The following is a 19,023-nucleotide window of genomic DNA, read 5'->3' as shown; positions in this document are numbered from 1 at the left end:
TCAATGCGCGCCTACGGCTCCGCGTGCAAGTCCCCAGTAGATATCAGCGATCCGGTCACGATCAAGGCGCCCGCCTTCACGATACCAGTTGGTGACGCCGGTCAACATGGCGATCAGCGCCAGGGTGGTTAGCTTGGGGTCCTCGACCTGCATGGCACCCGATGCGATGCCGTCGCGTATGATGGCCTCGAGCGCGGCTTCGTAATGACCGCGCAGCGCGGTGATGCGGGCGAAATTGTCGGGGGCCAGATTTCGCAGCTCCATGTAGGACAGAAAGACCGCGTCGGAATTGTCCAGACTGAAGCCGATGTGGAAGCGGACAAAGCGTTCCAGGCGCGCCAGCGGATCGGCGCCGGGCGTATCGGTCCAGGCCGCCAACAGGTCCTGCATATGGCTTTCCAGCAGATCGTGCAGCAGCGCCTGCTTGTCGGGCGTATAGGCATAGAGCGCCCCCGCCTGCACACCCACCGCCGCCGCGATCTGGCGCATGGACACGGCCGCATAGCCCTGTCGCGCGAACAGGCGGCGGGCTTCGTCGCGAAGCAGGGGGCCGGTGATTTCGGCGCGGGAACCTTGGGTGCGGGCCATGCGCCGTTCTAGCCCGCGCGGGGGGCGGTGAAAAGGCATCGTGGCAGGGCATCAGGGCAGTTGCCGCCGCCCCGGCCTGCGCGTAACCTGCGGCCATGACACATACCCTTCGCCTTGCGCTGATCCTTGTCGCGACCCTTGCCGCCTGCGGAGGCGAGGGCGATTACCCCGAACTGCTGCCGACCAGCCAGCTGCTGGCCGAACCTGCGGTGCCGGTCCACGCGCAAACCGCCGTCGCCGACCCCGCCCCGGTCGAAGCCGCCACCATATCGCGTGCCGAGGCTTTGCGCGCCCGTGCCCGCGCCCTGCAGGGACCCGTCGTTCCCGAAGAACTGCGCCGCGCCGCGATGCGGTGATTGCACGACATCGGGGGCGCTGCTACCAATTTGCCTGCACATGGGGAGGATGGGCGACATGGGAGTGATCACCTCGATCGAGGATCTCAAGGCGTTGCACCGCGCAAGAACGCCCAAGATGTTCTATGACTATGCGGAATCGGGCAGCTATACCGAACAGACCTTCCGCGAGAACACGACCGATTTTGCACGGCTGAAGCTGCGCCAGAAGGTCGCCGTGGACATGACCGACCGCAAGCTGGCCGGCGACATGATCGGAATGCCGGTGACGATGCCGGTGGGTCTGGCCCCCGTCGGCATGACCGGGATGCAGCATGCCGACGGCGAGATTCACGCCGCCCGCGCCGCCGAGAAGTTCGGCGTGCCCTATACGCTGTCGACCATGTCCATCTGCTCGATCGAGGATGTGGCCGCGCATACGACCAAACCCTTCATGTTCCAGCTGTACGTGATGAAGGATCAGGATTTCCTGTCGGCCATCATCGAACGGGCCAAGGCCGCGAATTGCAGCGCGCTGGTGCTGACGCTGGATCTGCAGATTTTGGGGCAGCGCCACAAGGACCTGAAGAACGGGCTGTCCACGCCACCCAAGATGACGCTGCCGACGATGCTGGACCTGTCCACGCGCTGGCGGTGGGGCATGGGGATGCTGAAGACCAAGCGCCGCTTCTTCGGCAATATTGTCGGCCATGCCAAGGGTGTCGGCGACACCAGTTCGCTGATGGATTGGACGCACAAGCAGTTCGACCCCAAGCTGGACTGGGAAAAGGTCGCCCGCATCCGCGAGATGTGGGGCGGCAAGCTGATCCTGAAGGGCATTCTGGACCCTGAAGACGCGCGCATCGCCGCCGATTTTGGCGCGGATGCGATCATCGTCAGCAATCATGGCGGGCGTCAGCTGGACGGGGCGCTGTCGTCGATCAGGATGCTGCCGCATATCGTCAAGGCCGTCGGCGACCGGGTCGAGGTGCATATGGACAGCGGCATCCGATCGGGTCAGGACGTACTGAAGGCGCTGGCGCTTGGGGCGCATGCGACCTGGATCGGGCGCGCCTATATCCACGGCCTTGGCGCCATGGGCGAGGCAGGCGTCACCACCGCGCTGGAGGTCATCCGCAAGGAACTGGACATCAGCATGGCGCTGTGCGGCGAACGTGATCTGAAGAATGTCGGGCCGCAGAATGTGCTGATCCCGCGTGGCTTCACGGACGAATACCCGATCGCCTGATCCGGATCGCCTGCCGCGCCCAGATGACGGCGAATGGCAGCGCGATCCCCAGCACCACGGCGACCAGCAGGTCGTCCACTCCGATCAGCGGCAGGCCCTGCAGCACGATCACATGCATGACATAGATGCCCGCAGCAGCAGCCCCCAGGGGCAGGGTCGTTGCGGGCATCGGAATGCGCCGGACCAGCAGGAAGATCGCCGGGCACAGCAGGAAATGGCCCAGGGGGATCTCCAGCAGCGGGTCATCGCCAAGGCGCGCGATCCAGAACATGTTCTCGGCCACGGTCAGGGCCAGACCCACCGCGGCAGCCAGCTCGACCAAACGCATTCGCGCGCCTTCGGCCAACAGCCAACCCATCGCCAGATAGGGATATAGATACATTGGCCCATTGCGGTAATGCTCGATCGGGACCTGCGACAGGCCGGTCATGTGGGCGTATTGCAGCGCCAGCCCCAGCAGTGCAAAGCCGATGGCCGAGGCAATGACCGCCCGCCGCCCGATCATGCGAAACGCACCCAGCATGATGCCCGCGATGGCAATGCCCTGCAGGAACCACAAATGCATGAAGCCCAGAGCCAGTTCGCGCAGGGTGTCACCCACCGGACGCGCACTGAAATAGGGCCACAGGAACAGCAGATAGATCAGCGACCAGATGGCATACATCACCAGCAGCTGCCCCACCCAGGGCGACAGCCGACCCCGACGCAGGGTCGCGGCCAGGAAATAGCCCGCGATGATCGTGAAGACCGGCACCGCCACGCGCAGGATGCTGTTGCCGACCGCCAGCCCGGTGTCGCCGATGGCATCGCGGGCAAAGCCAGAATGTCCCAGCACGACGAATCCTGCCAAGAGGACGCGCAGATAATCGATCGACATGACCCTGCCTTGCACGTGTCGCCTCCGTTCCCGACAAGCTGTTGAACAAGGGCGTTATCTGCGATTGTCGCGCCAAGTCAAACCGTCGTTGCGCCCTGCCCGCGCGGGACACGCGAACGTCATTTTCGTCCTTCACAAGACGGCATGATTGCGTTATGGGCACCGCTTGGTCGCCGTGCACCCTTGGAGGACGGCGTCATCACATATGTTTAAGGATAGATAACATGGCCAAAGAGATTCCGGATCTGGTGGCTGAGGCACGCGCGGGGACAGGCAAGGGGGCCGCCCGCCAAGCTCGCCGTGACGGCAAGGTGCCCGGTATCGTGTATGGCAACGGCGTCGAGCCGGCTGCGATCGCGTTTGACTTCAACAAGCTGCTGACGCAGCTGCGCAAAGGCCGTTTCATGTCCACGCTGTGGAACCTGAAGGTCGAAGGCCAGGAAGACGTTCGCGTCATCTGCCGTGGCGTTCAGCGCGACGTCGTCAAGGATCTGCCGATCCACATCGACTTCATGCGCCTGCGTCGCACCTCGAAGGTGAACCTGTTCATCCCCGTTGAATTCATCAACGAAGACAAATGCCCCGGCCTGCGCAAGGGCGGTACGCTGGTGACGGTTCGCAACGAAGTCGAAATGATCGTGACCGCGGGCGATATCCCCGACCACATCACCGTCGACCTGGAAGGCGTCGATATCGGCACCTCGATCCACATCAGCAGCGTCAAGCTGCCGGAAGGCGCCAAGCCGACCATCGACCGCGACTTCGTCGTCGCCAACATCGCTGCTCCGTCCGCTCTGCGTTCGGAAGGCGATGACTCGGAAGGCGAAGAAGCCGAGGCCGCTGCGGAAGAATGATCCCGCGCGCTTGGGTCGCATGACCTATGGGGCGGTGCCACTGGCGCCGCCCCTTTCCTTTTGGGACAGGCTTTGTTAGCCCCGCCCCGCATCCCTTGCAGGAGATCCGCATGGAACCCGTCCATATCATCGGTGCCGGCCTTGCCGGATCAGAGGCCGCTTGGCAGATCGCGCGCGCAGGCGTTCCCGTCGTGCTGCATGAAATGCGCCCGACGGTCGAAACCTTCGCCCATAAATCCGGCGATTGTGCCGAAATGGTTTGTTCCAACAGCTTCCGGTCCGATGACGACGTGATGAATGCCGTCGGCCAGCTGCATTGGGAAATGCGCGCCGCGGGCGGTCTGATCATGGCCATGGCCGACAAGCACAAGCTGCCCGCAGGTGGCGCGCTAGCCGTTGACCGCGAGGCGTTTTCCGCCTCTGTCACCGCCGCCCTGCAGGCCGAACCGTTGATCACCATCGTGCCCGGCGAAATCACCGAACTGCCGACCGAAGGTAATTGGATCGTGGCGACGGGACCGCTGACCTCGGACGCGCTGGCCGGTGCCATTCGCGGCATCACCGGATCCGAGGCGCTGGCCTTCTTCGACGCCATCGCCCCCATCGTCCATGCCGATACCATCGACATGTCGATCGCCTGGGAACAGAGCCGTTACGACAAGGGCGAGACGCTGGAAGAACAGCGCGCCTATATCAACTGCCCGATGACCAAGGACCAGTACGAGGCGTTTATTGACGCCCTTCTGGCCGCCGACAAGACCGAGTTCCGCGAAGGCGAGACCGCCGGCTACTTCGACGGCTGCCTGCCGATCGAGGTGATGGCCGAACGCGGTCGTGAGACATTGCGCTTTGGCCCGATGAAACCGGTCGGCCTGACTAACGTCCATAAGCCCGATGAAAAAGCTTATGCAGTAGTTCAACTTCGCCGTGATAACGCGTTGGGAACGCTTTATAATATCGTCGGCTTCCAGACCAAGATGAAATACGGCGCCCAGACCGAAGTGTTCCGCATGATCCCCGGCCTGCAGGACGCCAGCTTTGCGCGCCTTGGCGGCATCCACCGCAACAGCTTCCTCAATTCGCCGACGCTGCTGGACGACCGGATGCGCATGAAGTCGCAGCCGAACCTGCGCTTTGCCGGCCAGGTGACGGGCGTCGAGGGCTATGTCGAAAGCGCCGCGATGGGTCTGCTGGCAGGCCGGATGGCTGCCGCGCAGGCCAAGGGTCAGGATCTTGCACCGCCCGCCTATACGACCTCAATGGGCGCGCTGGTCAACCACATCACCGGTGGGGCCGAGGCCAAGACCTTCCAGCCGATGAACGTGAACTTCGGCCTGTTCCCCCCGGTCGAGGAAGGCCGCAGCGGTCGCCGTGGCCGCAAGGACCGCTATCCCGCCTATACGCAGCGCGCCAAGGATGATTTCAACGCATGGCTGGCCGACCAGTAACGCGCTTTGCGCCCTCGCCCACGGGGCTTTTGCACCTCGGGCATGCGTTCTCGGCGCTGACGGCGGCGCGGGCGGGGGATTTTCTGCTGCGGATCGAGGATATCGACCGCGACCGCTGCAAGGCGGAATATGAACAGGCGATCTATGACGATCTGGCATGGCTGGGGCTGGACTGGCCGCGCCCCGTCATGCTCCAGTCGGACCGGATGGGCGCCTATCGGGACGCTTTGGGGCGGCTGGCACCGCTGACCTATCCCTGCTGCTGCCGTCGCGGCGACATCCGTGCGGCCCTTTCAGCCCCACAGGAAGGCGTCCTGCCCGCCGGTCCCGATGGGCTGATCTATCCCGGCACCTGTCGCCACCGCAGCATGGCCGAAGCCAGCCCCGATGACGTGATCCGGCTGGATGTCGGGCGGGCCTTTGACGCGTTTGGGATCGACCAGATTGGCTTTGTCGATCAGGGCACCGCGCATCAGATGACCCGCCGCCAGTTCCACGACGGCATCGGTGATGTCATCCTGTCACGGCGCGGGATGGGAACATCCTATCATCTGGCGGTCGTCGTCGATGATGCGGCGCAGGGGATCACCTTGGTCACGCGCGGCAAGGATCTGTTCGACAGCACATGGATCCACGTCCTGATGCAGCGCCTGCTGGACCTTCCCACTCCCATCTATCTGCACCACCGCCTGATCCGCGACGATGCAGGCAAGCGGCTGGCCAAGCGCGACGACGCCCGCGCCATCCGCCATTACCGCGACGAAGGCGCGACCCCCGCCGATATCCGCGCCATGGTCGGGCTTCAGGACATCGGCTGAAGGATCTCGACCTCGGCCCCGTCGCGGATGGCGGTGTAAAAGCAGTTGCGGCGGTTGGTGTGGCAGGCGGGGCCCGTCTGGCGCACCAAAACCAGCAGGCAGTCGCTGTCGCAATCGACCCGCATCTCGACCAGTTCCTGCACATTGCCCGAGCTTTCGCCCTTGACCCAAAAGGACTGGCGCGACCGCGACCAATAGGTGACGCGCCCGCTGTCCAGCGTCTTGGCGACGGCCTCGGCGTTCATCCATGCCATCATCAGCACCTCGGACGAGGTTTCGTCCTGCGCGATCACGGGGATCAGGCCCTTGGCATCATATTTCAGGCTGAGGGGGTCGAACATCGGGTTTCCTTTCGCGGGGCGCATACCTATCTAACCCTGAGAACAGGTGCCGAAAAGACCGCAGGACAGATTATGGCCGACAGCGACCTCATGCAGCTTTATTCACGCCGTATTCTGGCGCTGACCACGGCGATCCCCCATCAGGGCAAGCTGGAGGACGCGCAGGCCAGCGTTCTGAAACGGTCGCCGCAATGCGGGTCCTCGGTGACGGTGCATCTGTCCGTGACGGATGGGGCAATTTCGGATTTCGCGCAAGAGGTACGGGCCTGCGCGCTTGGTCAGGCCTCGGCATCGGTGCTGGGACAGGCGGTGATCGGGTTGGATCGGGACACGGTCGTTGCAGTGCGCGATCAGTTGCGCGCCATGCTGCGCGACGAAGGCCAGCCCCCCGCGGCACCCTTTGCCGACCTCGAGGCGCTGATCCCCGCGCGCGCCTATCCCAACCGCCACGCCTCGATCCTGCTGGCATGGGACGCGACGATCGAGGCAATGGACAAAGCCGCCGCCTGACCTTTTCCAGACAATAGCAATAAAAAAACCGGCCCCTGCCAGGGCCGGTCAAGTTGCGCGTGCTGGACAGTGGCGGCGCACAGGCGTGGCGCCGCATCGCAACGCGGGGCAGACGAAACAGTCTAGGCTTGCAAGATCGCGGGCAGCCAAAGCGTCACGACGGTCGTCGTCGCAAGGGCTGTAACGCCAACAAGGTCACAAATAAAATCGCGGGTCATGGGCAGCAACTCCTTTTCCGTTGCTGCTTTGTTCTCATGTTCCAACAATTCTGTAAAGAACATTTTAAGAACATTCTGTTTGTCAGCCGACCTGAACCAATCGAATCGCCTGATCCTGCTGCATCAGCCACATCAGATGGCGCATGGCGATGCCGCGCGGGCTGTCCAAACCGGGATCACGCTCCAGCAGCGCGCGCGCGTCATTGCGGGCCACGGCCATCAGGCCGGACTGGTGTTCCAGATCGGCGATGCGGAACCGCGGCAGGCCTGATTGGGCGGTGCCGATCACATCCCCCGCGCCGCGCATCTCCAGATCGACCTGCGCGATGCGGAAACCGTCCTCGGTGTCGCGCAGGGTGGTCAGGCGGCGCGCTCCGGTTTCGTTCAGCGGCGCGTGATACATCAGCAGACAGGTCGAGGCCCCCGTTCCGCGCCCCACCCTGCCCCGCAGCTGGTGCAACTGCGAAAGGCCGAAGCTTTCGGCGCGCTCGATGACCATAATCGTGGCTTCGGGGACATCGACGCCAACCTCGATCACCGTGGTCGCCACCAGAACCTGTGCCGCGCCGGATGCGAAATCGGCCATGGCAGCATCGCGCTGATCGGTGGGCATCTGGCCGTGGACCATGCGCACCAGATCGCCGAACTGCGCGCGCAGCGTGGTGAAACGCGCCTCGGCGGCGGTCAGATCGCTGACCTCGCTTTCATCGACCAGCGGGCAGACCCAATAGGCCCGCGCGCCCTGCGCCAAGGCGGCCTTCAGCCGGTCGGTCACCTGATCCAACCGCTGGTCGCTGATCATCACCGTCGTGATCGGCTGACGCCCGGGCGGTTTTTCATCCAGCACCGAGACGTCCAGATCGCCATATTGCGACAGCGCCAGCGACCGCGGAATCGGCGTCGCGGTCATGATCAGCATATCGGGGGGAACGATGCCCTTGGCCGACAGCTCCAGCCGCTGGCCGACGCCAAAGCGATGCTGTTCGTCGATGATCGCCAGCCGCAGGTCGTGGAAATGCACGTCCTTCTGGAAGACCGCATGGGTGCCGACCAGAATATCGATGCTGCCATCGGCCAGATCGGTCAGGATCTGCTGGCGCGTCGCGGTCTTGTCGCGCCCCGTCAGTGCCGCCAACCGGACCCCTGCCGCGCGCGCCAAGGGTTCAAGGGCGCGGGCGTGCTGGCGGGCCAGAATTTCGGTCGGGGCCATCAGCACGGCCTGACCGCCCGCTTCGACCGCGACAAGCGCTGACAGCATGGCGACCAGCGTTTTCCCCGCCCCGACATCGCCCTGCAGCAGGCGGTTCATGCGGCGGTCGCTGGCCATGTCGTCTGCGATTTCCTGCGTGGCCCGGCTTTGCGCGCCCGTGGGGGGCCATGGCAGATGGTCCAGAACCGCACGCCGCAAGCGCCCATCGCCTTGGCTGGGTCGGCCCTTCAGACGACGCTTTTCGCGGCGCACCAGCGCCAGTGTCATCTGATGCGCCAGAAATTCGTCATATGCCAGCCGCGCACGCGCGGGACTGTCGGGCGACATATCCGCAGGCGATTGCGGTGCATGGGCCTGTGCCAGCGCGTCAAGAAACCCGGGCCATTTGCGGTCAACGATCAACTGCGGGTCGATCCATTCCTGAATCTGCGGCACCAGCTGCAACGCCGCCTTGACCGATTTCGTCATCACGCCTTGGGTCAGCCCTGCCGACAATGGATAGACAGGCTCGAACTGAGGCGGCAGGGGATCGGCTTCCGACAGGATATGGTCGGGGTGGACGATCTGGGCATGCCCGTCGAACAGCTCCAACTTGCCGCTAACGATGCGGCGCTGTCCGACGGGCAGCTGCCCTTCGATCCAGTTTTCGCGCGGGCGGAAGAAGACCAGTGTCAGGTCCGTGGTTCCATCACTGCAATGCACACGCCACGGCCTGCCGCGGACCTGAGGCGGGTGATGCCGCAGGATGGTGACGGCGATCGTCACGATCTCGGGCGCGCGGGCCTCGGACAGGGCGGTGATGCGGCGGCGGGTGATGCCGCTGGCGGGCAAGGTCATCACCAGATCACGGGGTTTTTCGACCCCCATCTGTTCCAGCGCGGCACGGCCCTTGGGGCCGATACCGGCAAGCGTATCGATGCTGGCAAACAGTGGGAACAGGGCGGGCGGGCGGCCCTTGGGCTGGGTCATTCGGCCCCCGCGATGCGCAGCCATTCGTCTTCGTCGATGACCTTGACCCCCAGATCGGCAGCTTTGGTCGCCTTCGAGCCCGCACCCGGTCCCGCGATCAGCAGATCGGTCTTGGCGCTGACCGATCCGGCGACCTTGGCACCCATCGCCTCGGCTTTCGCCTTGGCCTCGGCGCGGGACATGCGTTCCAAGGTGCCGGTAAAGACCAGCGTCTTGCCCGAAACTTCGGTCTGTGCGCTGGCCGTGGCCGCAACCGGCTGAACCGTCAGCTGCGACAAAAGGCGATCGATGCCGTCGCGTTCGGCAGGCTGGCTGAAGGTCGTGACCAGCGAATTGACCAGCACGCCACCGATGCCGTCGATACCGGTCAGCTCCGCCCAATGCGGGCTGTCGGCCAGAACCGCGCGCCGTTCCTTGTCGTCCGTGGCTTTGAAGGCGGGTTCGCAGGCCGCGCCGTCGATGGCCGTGACCAGCGCCTCCCAGGTCCCGAAATGACGGGCCAATGTGGCACCTGCGACCTCACCCAGATGCCGGATGCCAAGTGCGAAGAGCAGACGCGACAAGGGGATCGCGCGCTTGTCGTCGATGGCGTCGAACAGCTTGCGGGCCGAGCGTTCACCAAAGCCGTCACGGTTCTTCAGGCGGGCCAGCTGCGCCTTGTCGCGCGCCTCAAGCGTGAAGATATCGGCAGGTTCGCGGATGGGCAGGGCAGGATCGGCAAAGAACATCTCGATCTGCTTGGCACCCAGACCGTCGATGTCGAAGGCGGCGCGGCTGACGAAATGCTTCAGCTTTTCGACCGCCTGCGCGGGGCAGATCATGCCGCCCATACAGCGCCGGACGCTGTCGCCCGGTTCGCGGATGGCTTCCGATCCGCATTCCGGGCAATGCGTCGGAAAGACATAGGCCGCATCGCTTTGCCGCCGCGCCAGATCGACATCGGCGATCTTGGGGATGACATCGCCCGCGCGATAGACCTTGACCCAATCCCCTTCGCGGATGTCACGTCCCTCGCGGATCGCGGCACCGGTGTTGTCGCGACCGGCGATGTAATCCTCGTTGTGCAGCGTCGCGTTCGACACGACGACGCCACCGACGGTCACCGGCTCCAGTCGCGCGACGGGCGACAGGGCCCCGGTGCGTCCGACCTGAATCTCGATCCGGTGCAGGCGCGTCCAGGCGGTTTCAGCGGGAAACTTATGCGCGATGGCCCACCGCGGCGTGGTCGCCCGGAACCCCAGACGCGTCTGATAGGACAGATCGTTCACCTTGTAGACGACACCATCGATGTCATAGCCCAAGGTCGCGCGCTGCTGTTCGATCCCCGCCCAGACCGCGATCAGACCAGCGGCATCGTCGCATAGTTCCGTCAAGGGGTTCGTCTGGAAGCCCAAGTCCGCCAGCCGCTGGACGGCCTGCATCTGCGTGGGTGCCAGGGGTTCGGACAGTTCACCCCAGCTATAGGCGAAAAAGCGAAGCGGACGGCTGGCCGTCACCTTGGGGTCGATCTGGCGCAGCGAACCGGCGGCGGCGTTGCGCGGGTTAGCGAAGACGCGGCCGCCTTCGGCGCTGTTCAGCGTCTCGAAGTCGGTATGGGTCATATAGACCTCGCCACGCACCTCGAGGATATCGGGCACATCACCGGTCAGAACCTGCGGAATGTCGTCGATGGTGCCGGCATTGGCGGTGACATTTTCACCGACCGAGCCATCGCCCCGCGTCGCCGCCTGAACCAACCTGCCCTTTTCATAGCGCAGGGACAGCGACAGCCCGTCGATCTTGGGTTCCGCCGTAACCTGCAGCGGTGCGTCGGCTGCAAGGCCAAGAAAACTGCGGATGCGGCCCAGGAAATCCGAAACGTCCTCATCCGTGAAGGCATTGCCAAGCGACATCATCCGTTGCGCATGGGTGATCTTGCCGAAGCCCTCGGCGGGGGCGGCGCCCACCTGTGTGGTGGGGCTGTCGACAGGGGCCAGATCGGGGAATGCCTGTTCCAGCTGCGTCAGCCGCGCCTTGGCGGCATCGTAATCGGCATCCGGGATGATCGGCGCATCCTGCGTGTGATAGGCCGTGTTGGCGGCGGCGACCTGCGCCGTCAGCTCCGCGATTTCGGACGCGGCCTGATCGTGATCCAGATCCGCTACGGGCGGCCGCCCTGCCACATTTTGCGCCATCATGTCCTCTCTGGCTCGGCATGGCCGGAACGCATCCGGCCAAAGGTCCTTGTCAGATCAGGGTATCGCCCAAGGTGACGCGATCGTCCAGCGCCGGCGGACAATCAGCTTGCAGATCAGGCGCCGATCGCCATGCGCTGATCGGCCCCGGACGACGGATCGCGCAGGACATAGCCCCTGCCCCAGACGGTCTCGATATGGTTTTCACCGCCCAAGGCCTCGGAAAGCTTTTTGCGCAACTTGCAGATGAAGACGTCGATGATCTTCAGTTCCGGTTCATCCATTCCGCCATAAAGATGGTTCAGGAACATCTCCTTGGTCAGCGTGGTGCCCTTGCGCAGGCTCAGCAGTTCCAGAATCTGGTATTCCTTGCCCGTCAGGTTAACCGGCTTGCCCTTCACCTCGACCGAGCGCGCGTCCAGATTGACCGTGATCTCTCCGGTGCGGATCAGGGCCTGGCTGTGCCCCTTGGACCGGCGGATGATGGCCTGGATGCGGGCCTGCAGCTCTTCGCGATTGAAGGGCTTGGTCATATAGTCGTCGGCTCCGAAACCGAACCCGCGCAGCTTGCTTTCGGTATCATCCGAGCCCGTCAGGATAAGGATCGGCGTGTCGATGCGCGCAAGGCGCAGGTGACGCAGAACCTCCATCCCGTGCATGTCGGGCAGGTCCAGATCCAGCAGGATCAGATCATAGTCGTACAGCTTGGCAAGGTCGATGCCTTCCTCGCCCATGTCCGTCAGGAACACGTTGTAGCTGGCTGCCGTCAGCATCAATTCGATCGCACGTGCCGTGCTGGGATCGTCTTCTACCAAAAGAATGCGCATGGCTGATCATTTCCCCCGATTCGCCGCAATGTCATGGGCCGACATTCTGATGAATAGGTTAATATGCGGTTTACCGGCCCTGTTCCCCATGCATGATAGAACAACCTAAAGTTGTCTATACTTTTGAATCGAAGTCGTCTTCAAAGCCGGAGCACCGTGCTTTTCGAACGCCATGCACCAGCTGTCGAATTCCTCGGGTGACAGGCCATAGCGTCGCAGGGCATCGTCGCGCGAAATCAGGTCGTTCTGCACGGCCTGCACGACGATCTGCTTGCGGCTGGCCACCCACCTGGTCTGCGGCAATGGCAGGTCCGCCACGCTGATGATGCGCCCGTCATCAAGCGCTGCGATGCGCGGTCCGGTCGTTTTCTTCACGAACATAGATGCCGTCCTTTTCTTCTTGTCCCTCTGTTCGTGACGCAAAGCTTTTAAGTCCGGGTTAGCCGCAATGGCTTTTCTGCCCCGCGCGGGGTTGAGAATGCAGGGCATTTACATATATTTTGATGCAATTCAGCACTGCACGCCCAAAGCCCCGCGGGGGCGAAAGATCACCCGATGACCATGATTGCCGCCGAACGCGCCGAAGCGCGCGATACCGAATTGAACAGCCTTGGCTTTGCAAAGCCGCCTGCGGAAACGCGCGTGGTCGTGGCGATGTCGGGGGGCGTTGACAGTTCGGTCGTGGCAGCACAGCTGAAATCCGAAGGCTATGACGTGATCGGCGTCACCTTGCAGCTTTACGATCACGGGGCGGCGCTGGCCAAAAAAGGCGCCTGCTGCGCCGGTCAGGACATCCATGACGCCCGCCGCGTGGCCGAGCGCATGGGCTTTCCGCATTACGTTCTGGACTATGAAAACAAGTTCCGCGAATCCGTGATCGACGAATTCGCCGATGCCTATCTGGCGGGCGCGACCCCCGTTCCCTGCATCCGCTGCAACGAACGCGTCAAGTTCCGCGACCTGCTGGATACTGCACGCGATCTGGATGCCGATTGCATGGCGACCGGCCATTACATCCAGCGCAAGGACGGCGCCGCCCGCGCCGAACTGCATATGGCTGCCGACCCGAACCGCGACCAAAGCTATTTCCTGTTCTCGACCACGCAGGAGCAGCTTGATTACCTGCGCTTTCCCTTGGGCCATCTGGTCAGCAAGGATGAAACCCGCGCGCTGGCGGCTGAATACGGATTGTCGGTCGCTGACAAGCCCGACAGTCAGGACATCTGCTTTGTCCCGAACGGCGATTACGCCGCCGTCATCGAAAAGCTGCGTCCCGGCGCGGCCGATCCCGGCGAGATCGTCGACGACAACGGCAACGTGCTGGGCACCCATCGCGGGGTGATCCATTATACCATCGGTCAGCGCCGTGGTTTGGGCATCGGCGGTCTGGGCGATCCGCTGTATGTCGTGCGGCTGGAGCCCGAAACGCGCCGCGTGGTCGTCGGGCCTCGCTCGGCCCTCTCCACCAAGACGGTCAATGTCACCGAGGTGAATTGGCTGGGCGATGACGCCTATGAAGGCGAGATCCCCTGCCTTGTCCGCATCCGGTCCACGCGCCCGCCGCGCCCCGCGATCCTGCGCCCCCTGCCCGGCCGCCGCGCCGAGGTCGAACTGCTGGACCCCGAAGACGGCGTCAGCCCCGGACAGGCCTGCGTGTTCTATGAACCCGAAGGCACGCGGGTGCTTGGCGGCGGCTGGATCAGCTTGCGTCGGCGGCCAGCAGCCTGATCCGCTCGATCATGGCGCGCACGCCGTTCGACCGCTGCGCCGACAGATGTTCGTCCAGCCCCAGCCGTGCCAATGCGGCGGGGGCATCTACGTCCTTGACCTCGGCCACCGGCAGCCCCGAATAAAGCGCGTGCAGGACGGCGATCAACCCGCGCACGATAATGGCGTCGCTGTCACCCTGGAAGTCAAAGCGGCTACCCTCGATCTGCGGCAGGATCCAGACCTGACTGGCACAGCCATCGACCTTGGTGGCGGGCACATGGAACGCATCGTCCAGACCGGGCATCGCCTTGCCCAGTTCGATCACATGACGATAGCGTTCTTCCCAGTCATCCAGAAATTCGAACGTTTCGGCGATATCCTCGAAAGCGGCGGTTGGCATGGGTCTCTCCGTTTTGCGCAAGAAGGCCTAGCCTGACCGCGCCCCAAGGTCAAAGAGGCTTTTCCGCGCGCCCCGTTTCCCCTATCACCAAGGGCAAATGCCGAAGGGATGCGCCATGACCAGACTGACCCTGCCCCTGTTGATCGCCGCCGCGCTGGTGTCCGGATGCGGACGGTTCGGGGATAGCGGTTGGAACCCGCTGTCCTGGGGCGGAGGCCGCAGTGCACCCGCAACGTTGGCGCCCGAGGGCGGCTATGTCACCGTTGACGATCAGCTTCCCGCCGTTCCGCAGATCCTGTCGGCCGAATGGGAACCCCTGTCCGAGGGACGTCTGCTGGTCGTGCGCGGCATGGCCCCGACCAAAGGTTATCATTCGGCCGAACTGATGTCGGTCCGCCCCCAGCCCGGCAATCGCATGACCCCCGATGCCGACGGTGTCCTGCGCCTGCGCTTCGTGGCCAGCCCTCCACCCGCCGACAGCCCCGCCGCCCGCCTGCCCGCCAGCCCCGCAACCGATCAGATCGTCGTCGGACTGCCGCTAAGCTTCCTGCAGCTTGGCAAGATCTATGCCGTCGAGATCAGCGGTGCGAACCAAGTCGTCAAACTGTCGCGCTAAGTCCCTTGCACCGCCCGCGCTGCCGCGCTAATCCGCCAAGGTCGGAGGCGTGGCAGAGTGGTTTAATGCACCGGTCTTGAAAACCGACGTGGGTGAAAGCCCACCGTGGGTTCGAATCCCACCGCCTCCGCCAGATTTTCAGTACCACGAAATCGGTAAACCCCAGTAACTTCTAGGATTTATGGTGCTGATCGGAGCCAGTGGATGCTGCGCCGCCCATTTTTGGTTCACATCTCGGTTCACATTTTGGCCCACGCGCCCGATTGACGCCCGTGCACTACAAAGTTCGCAGCCGGTTCGCAAAGAGGGATTTGTTGTGAACCAATAACGAGTGTAATACCGCTGGCATGAAGCCCATCACGATCATTCTGCGCGACAACACATGGCATATTCGCAAACGCGTCCCCGTGCGCTTCGCGAACGTGGAAAAGCGCACCATCATCCATGTCAGCCTGCACACCGACAGCAAGTCAGCCGCGCAAGACAAGGCGGCGCGGGTCTGGAATGAAATGATCGAGGCATGGGAAGCCAAGCAGCACGGCCACAACGGACATTCGGAAGAACGATTCGAGGCTGCGCGCCGTTTGGCCCAACTGCGCGGCGTCCGGTATATGAGCGCGTCAGAGGTCGCCGCCCTGCCGCTGGAGGAAATCTTACAGAGGGTCGAGGGGGTGCGCGACGGTGCGCGGCGGTTCGATCAGAAGGAAGCCGACGCTCTGCTGGGCCTTGCACCTGCACCGGAGTTACGCGTGTCGAAGGCACTGACGCTGGCCACCGAGGTCTGCGCCGAAGACCTGCACGGCAAGAGCGAGGACCAGATCAGGCGATGGAAGGGCCCCCGTCAGCGCGCGACCAAGAATTTCATCGAGGTCATGGGCGACAAGCCGATCAATGAGATAACCACCGAAGACCTGTTCATCTTCCGCAAGTGGTGGGTGGATCGCGTCATGCGTGACGAAGCCAAGCCGGATACGGCAAATAAGGACTTCACGCACCTGCTGGGATTGTGGAAGCGCGTGGCACGATCCAAGGGCATCGGTCTGTCTTTCACCACCGAAGGTTTGATGCTGCGCACCGACAAGGAGAAAGATGATGTTCGCCCACCGTTCAGCCGCGAATGGATTACCGACAAGCTACTAGCCCCTGGCGCCTTGGAAGGCATGAACACCGATGCCCGCCTGATCCTGATCGGGATGATCAACACCGGATACCGGCCATCTGAGGGAGCGGGGCTAATGCGTGATGAAATCCGACTTGATGGAAACGTGCCTCATATCCTGATCCAGAAGAACACGAACCGCCTGCTGAAAAACGCCCACAGCAAGCGGATGATACCCCTGACCGGCGTGAGCCTTGACGCCTTCAAGCAAGCGCGTGACGGCTTCCCACGTTACAGCCGGAATGCTGCCAGCCTGTCCGCGACGGTCAACAAGTTCTTGCGGGGAAACAAGCTGCTGCAATCGGAAGATCACAGCATGTACTCGCTGCGGCACGCATTTGAGGATCGGATGCTGACGGCTGGAATAGACGAGCGTGTGCGCCGCGATATGCTGGGGCACGCGCTAGGCCGCGAACGCTATGGTTCGGGCGGGGATTTGAAGTTTCTGCTGGAACAGGTGGCAAAGGCAGCGATCTGAGCCGCCTTGCGCGCGATAGCGGAAACCACACTCTTACGCCCGATCGTTCGATGATTTCAAAAACCGTTTCCAAGGCGTGCTCAATCTTTTCGCGGCTGATTTTGGTTTCTTCGGTAATTACCGCCCCCTGCTGGCCGGAGAGTGCAAGCCCGGGGGTCGAGAGGATTAAATCCGTTCGCCTCGCGCATCTCAGAGCAGCCCTCAAGTAGCTGTCAAGGGCATCTGGTCGCCTAGGCACCTGCTCGCTGAGCAGATTAATCTGAATGAACGAATGGGTATAATCAAAGGGTTTCCCGATCTAATCCGCTTCCTTCTTGGGGCAATCGCCCGGCTGCTTGAAGTGAAGGTAGAGGGCTGCTATCCCAAAAAAACAGTGCGACTTGTACGCTGCTTTGGAGGGTATCGAATACCGCCTCGGCAGCATTCGCAGCGTTTGAAATGTGAACCAAATTAATAATACGTGGAGCAGCATGCCGAATAACGGATGCTGACACCCCAACGGTTGCCACGACCTGGGCAACAGAATCGTCAGAGAGGTAGCAGAATGACAGCAGAGAAAATCCAAGGGAAGCTGCGGCCTCAGCAGTGCCGCCTCGAGCTGGTTACTCCGCGGGACGCTTGCGTCAAGCAGACAGCAGATGCATGCATGAGCCGCCCGCAGATCGCCGCCTTGCTCGATGTGACGCCATCGGTCGCTACAAACGTGGCAGGTGCAGGGGGCTGGCGCTTTCCGATCAAGGTCAGGCCCGCGGAGGAAATCAAGGGCCAGGGTTCACGGGAATACCGCGAGAGCCGTATCAACGGCCATACCTATGCCGAGCTGCACGCCGCCGTCATGGGCGCGTCAGAGGCGGCACGCATGAGGGGAGAGCGGTCCCCAGATCATGCGTGGCGTTGGGCCGAGGACCACGGCCTGAAATGGACGGACGGGCGCACCACCGCATCGTTAAAGGAGAAATACAGGGCCAATGCCCACAGGGGCGCAGAGAAGCGGCTGGCAGCACACCGCGAAATGCTGAAAGACCCTGCCCGCTTCCACAAAGCACATCTGACGGATGAGCAACGGGCCGACTATGAGTTCCTGATGCAATCCAAGGGACTTGATAGCGCCACGGTGGCACAGTTCGTCGGCGTGCCAAAGGCGAACATTCATCATCCCCGCCGCCACCAGACCCATCAGAAGCGCCGCGATGCCATCCGCCGCGATCCCGAAGCCGCAATGCTGGCAGCAATACGCCAGCAGCAGGTGCGGAAATGACAAGCTCACAGGACGACAGCAAGGCGGTTCACGTCGCATTCTATGCATCCGACTGGCTGGCCGGAACGCGCGGCTACACCCCCGCCCAGACCGGCGTTTACATCACGATGTTGGCGATGATGTATGAGCATACCAAGCCCCTGCCCTACGACGACGCGCGACTTGCCCGTCTGTGCAACTGCCCCGCAGGCACCTTCAAGAAAATCCTCGCCGTGCTGATCGAAGACGGCAAGATTGTGCGCCTCGATGCGGGCCTCTGGAACAAGCGCGCAGGCCGCGAGCTGGAGGCCGCAAAAGGGGCGATGGATCGCGCCTCGGGCAAGGGAAAAAAGGCGATCAACGCACGCTGGAGCAAGGCGAAAGGTGAAAGTGACCACGCACAAAAACAGAGCGTCACTTTGCGAAGTGACGAACAGTTAAATCAAAATCAGAAGGATGAAAAAACTAATAAATTCAACGAAAGCTGGATACATGAGTATTACCCAAGTAATACTAACCAGAACCAGAACCAGAACCAGAGTAAGGAGGAGGAGGAGGATACGCGCGCGCGAAAATCGCCCGATCCGAAGCGCAGTCTGATCGGCCAAATTACCCATGCCCTCGGCTTCGATCATCTGGGCATTGTGCCGAGGTATTGGATGGCATCGGATGCCCCCGTCATCGTCCAGCGATGGGTGACTGATCTGGGGCTGACAGCCGACGAGGTGCTGACCGTGGCAACCCAGAACATGCGTGCCCACGGTTCACCCGCCAATGGCCCCAAGACCCTCACCCGCCACATGCAGGACTATGCCGCAGCCAAGCACGCCCCCAAGCTCGAACCAACACCCCAGAAGGACCACAGCACTGTCACAGTTTTCAAACCTTCCTACCAAGATCGCCGCGCCGCTGCCGCCGATGACGCCCTACGAGAACGCATTGAGGGAGCAATCAGAAATCGCAGCCCATCGCGGGGCGGTATCAGCTTTGATTGAAACCGTGATG

At 62.8% G+C, this 19,023-nt stretch carries 20 protein-coding genes and 1 tRNA gene; 12 read left to right on the top strand and 9 right to left on the bottom strand.

Translation table 11 applies throughout. From position 1 onward, the window contains the following. Nucleotides 1-588, bottom strand: a complete 588-nt coding sequence (locus SJY40_RS04250) for a TetR/AcrR family transcriptional regulator (protein WP_378943127.1) — start codon at nt 586-588, stop codon at nt 1-3. Between the two features lie 95 nt (nt 589-683). Between SJY40_RS04250 and SJY40_RS04245 the strand changes: the two genes are divergently transcribed. Next, nucleotides 684-944 carry a hypothetical protein gene (locus SJY40_RS04245; RefSeq protein ID WP_378943125.1) on the top strand — a complete coding sequence of 87 codons (261 nt, stop codon included), beginning with the start codon at nt 684-686 and terminating at the stop codon, nt 942-944. A 58-nt stretch (nt 945-1,002) separates the two neighbouring features. Further along, nucleotides 1,003-2,172, top strand: a complete 1,170-nt coding sequence (locus SJY40_RS04240) for an L-lactate dehydrogenase (protein WP_378943123.1) — start codon at nt 1,003-1,005, stop codon at nt 2,170-2,172. Here the strand turns inward: SJY40_RS04240 and SJY40_RS04235 are convergent. Further along, the gene (locus SJY40_RS04235) at nt 2,147-3,049 is read right to left on the bottom strand and encodes an acyltransferase family protein (RefSeq protein WP_378943120.1); all 903 of its coding nucleotides are present in this window, start codon (nt 3,047-3,049) and stop codon (nt 2,147-2,149) included. The genes SJY40_RS04240 and SJY40_RS04235 overlap by 26 nt on opposite strands. Nucleotides 3,050-3,273: 224 nt before the next feature. Here SJY40_RS04235 and SJY40_RS04230 point away from each other — a divergent pair, with 224 nt between their 5' ends. From SJY40_RS04230 to gluQRS, 3 genes are all read left to right on the top strand, one after another. Further along, nucleotides 3,274-3,903 (top strand): 50S ribosomal protein L25/general stress protein Ctc, encoded by a 630-nt coding sequence (locus SJY40_RS04230; protein ID WP_378943118.1) that lies wholly within the window; start codon nt 3,274-3,276, stop codon nt 3,901-3,903. Between the two features lie 110 nt (nt 3,904-4,013). Beyond that, nucleotides 4,014-5,351: a methylenetetrahydrofolate--tRNA-(uracil(54)-C(5))-methyltransferase (FADH(2)-oxidizing) TrmFO gene (trmFO, locus tag SJY40_RS04225; RefSeq protein WP_378943115.1), complete on the top strand. Its 1,338-nt coding sequence runs from the start codon at nt 4,014-4,016 to the stop codon at nt 5,349-5,351. Further along, nucleotides 5,333-6,169, top strand: coding sequence for a tRNA glutamyl-Q(34) synthetase GluQRS (gene gluQRS / locus SJY40_RS04220; protein WP_378943113.1), 837 nt, complete (start codon nt 5,333-5,335; stop codon nt 6,167-6,169). Before trmFO ends, gluQRS begins: the two co-directional genes overlap by 19 nt. Here gluQRS and hisI read toward each other — a convergent pair. Then, nucleotides 6,154-6,510, bottom strand: a complete 357-nt coding sequence (hisI, locus tag SJY40_RS04215; protein WP_378943110.1) for a phosphoribosyl-AMP cyclohydrolase — start codon at nt 6,508-6,510, stop codon at nt 6,154-6,156. The genes gluQRS and hisI overlap by 16 nt on opposite strands. A gap of 72 nt (nt 6,511-6,582) precedes the next feature. Here hisI and SJY40_RS04210 point away from each other — a divergent pair, with 72 nt between their 5' ends. Beyond that, entirely contained in the window at nt 6,583-7,020 is a 438-nt protein-coding gene (locus tag SJY40_RS04210) for an iron-sulfur cluster assembly scaffold protein (RefSeq protein WP_378943108.1), read from the top strand. 122 nt (nt 7,021-7,142) lie between these two features. Here the strand turns inward: SJY40_RS04210 and SJY40_RS04205 are convergent, their stop codons facing one another. The 5 genes from SJY40_RS04205 to SJY40_RS04185 all read right to left on the bottom strand — a co-directional run bounded on the left by SJY40_RS04205 (nt 7,143) and on the right by SJY40_RS04185 (nt 12,907). Continuing rightward, the gene (locus SJY40_RS04205; RefSeq protein ID WP_378943106.1) at nt 7,143-7,301 is read right to left on the bottom strand and encodes a hypothetical protein; all 159 of its coding nucleotides are present in this window, start codon (nt 7,299-7,301) and stop codon (nt 7,143-7,145) included. Nucleotides 7,302-7,320: 19 nt separating this feature from the next. After that, nucleotides 7,321-9,417, bottom strand: a complete 2,097-nt coding sequence (recG, locus tag SJY40_RS04200; protein WP_378943104.1) for an ATP-dependent DNA helicase RecG — start codon at nt 9,415-9,417, stop codon at nt 7,321-7,323. Beyond that, a complete protein-coding gene (gene ligA, locus SJY40_RS04195; RefSeq protein ID WP_378948272.1) occupies nt 9,414-11,591 on the bottom strand; it encodes an NAD-dependent DNA ligase LigA in 2,178 nt (725 codons plus the stop codon). Before ligA ends, recG begins: the two co-directional genes overlap by 4 nt. Before the next feature lie 116 nt (nt 11,592-11,707). Beyond that, on the bottom strand, nt 11,708-12,418 hold the full coding sequence (gene ctrA / locus SJY40_RS04190; protein ID WP_378943102.1) for a response regulator transcription factor CtrA: 711 nt from the start codon (nt 12,416-12,418) through the stop codon (nt 11,708-11,710). A 105-nt stretch (nt 12,419-12,523) separates the two neighbouring features. Further along, nucleotides 12,524-12,907 carry a DUF1153 domain-containing protein gene (locus tag SJY40_RS04185; protein ID WP_378943100.1) on the bottom strand — a complete coding sequence of 128 codons (384 nt, stop codon included), beginning with the start codon at nt 12,905-12,907 and terminating at the stop codon, nt 12,524-12,526. A gap of 66 nt (nt 12,908-12,973) precedes the next feature. On the opposite strand from SJY40_RS04185, the gene mnmA reads away from it, so the two are divergent. Beyond that, nucleotides 12,974-14,146, top strand: a complete 1,173-nt coding sequence (mnmA, locus tag SJY40_RS04180; protein ID WP_378943097.1) for a tRNA 2-thiouridine(34) synthase MnmA — start codon at nt 12,974-12,976, stop codon at nt 14,144-14,146. Here mnmA and SJY40_RS04175 read toward each other — a convergent pair. After that, on the bottom strand, nt 14,118-14,528 hold the full coding sequence (locus SJY40_RS04175) for a SufE family protein (protein ID WP_378943095.1): 411 nt from the start codon (nt 14,526-14,528) through the stop codon (nt 14,118-14,120). The genes mnmA and SJY40_RS04175 overlap by 29 nt on opposite strands. Nucleotides 14,529-14,643: 115 nt before the next feature. Between SJY40_RS04175 and SJY40_RS04170 the strand changes: the two genes are divergently transcribed. The 5 genes from SJY40_RS04170 to SJY40_RS04150 all read left to right on the top strand — a co-directional run bounded on the left by SJY40_RS04170 (nt 14,644) and on the right by SJY40_RS04150 (nt 19,013). Beyond that, nucleotides 14,644-15,144, top strand: coding sequence for a hypothetical protein (locus SJY40_RS04170; protein WP_378943093.1), 501 nt, complete (start codon nt 14,644-14,646; stop codon nt 15,142-15,144). Nucleotides 15,145-15,187: 43 nt separating this feature from the next. After that, nucleotides 15,188-15,277 (top strand) — tRNA-Ser (locus SJY40_RS04165). A 214-nt stretch (nt 15,278-15,491) separates the two neighbouring features. Beyond that, nucleotides 15,492-16,781 (top strand): DUF6538 domain-containing protein, encoded by a 1,290-nt coding sequence (locus SJY40_RS04160; protein ID WP_378943090.1) that lies wholly within the window; start codon nt 15,492-15,494, stop codon nt 16,779-16,781. 646 nt (nt 16,782-17,427) lie between these two features. Next, complete coding sequence (locus tag SJY40_RS04155; RefSeq protein WP_378943088.1) at nt 17,428-18,039, top strand: hypothetical protein; 612 nt, start codon at nt 17,428-17,430, stop codon at nt 18,037-18,039. Next, nucleotides 18,036-19,013, top strand: coding sequence for a YdaU family protein (locus SJY40_RS04150; RefSeq protein WP_378943085.1), 978 nt, complete (start codon nt 18,036-18,038; stop codon nt 19,011-19,013). Before SJY40_RS04155 ends, SJY40_RS04150 begins: the two co-directional genes overlap by 4 nt. The last annotated feature ends 10 nt before the right edge of the window (nt 19,014-19,023 follow it).

The sequence above is a fragment of the Paracoccus sp. R86501 genome (assembly GCF_042466435.1).
Classification (GTDB): Bacteria; Pseudomonadota; Alphaproteobacteria; order Rhodobacterales; family Rhodobacteraceae; genus Paracoccus.
The sequence above is the reverse complement of the archived record's forward strand: the minus strand, read 5'-3'. Positions and strand labels throughout refer to the sequence as shown.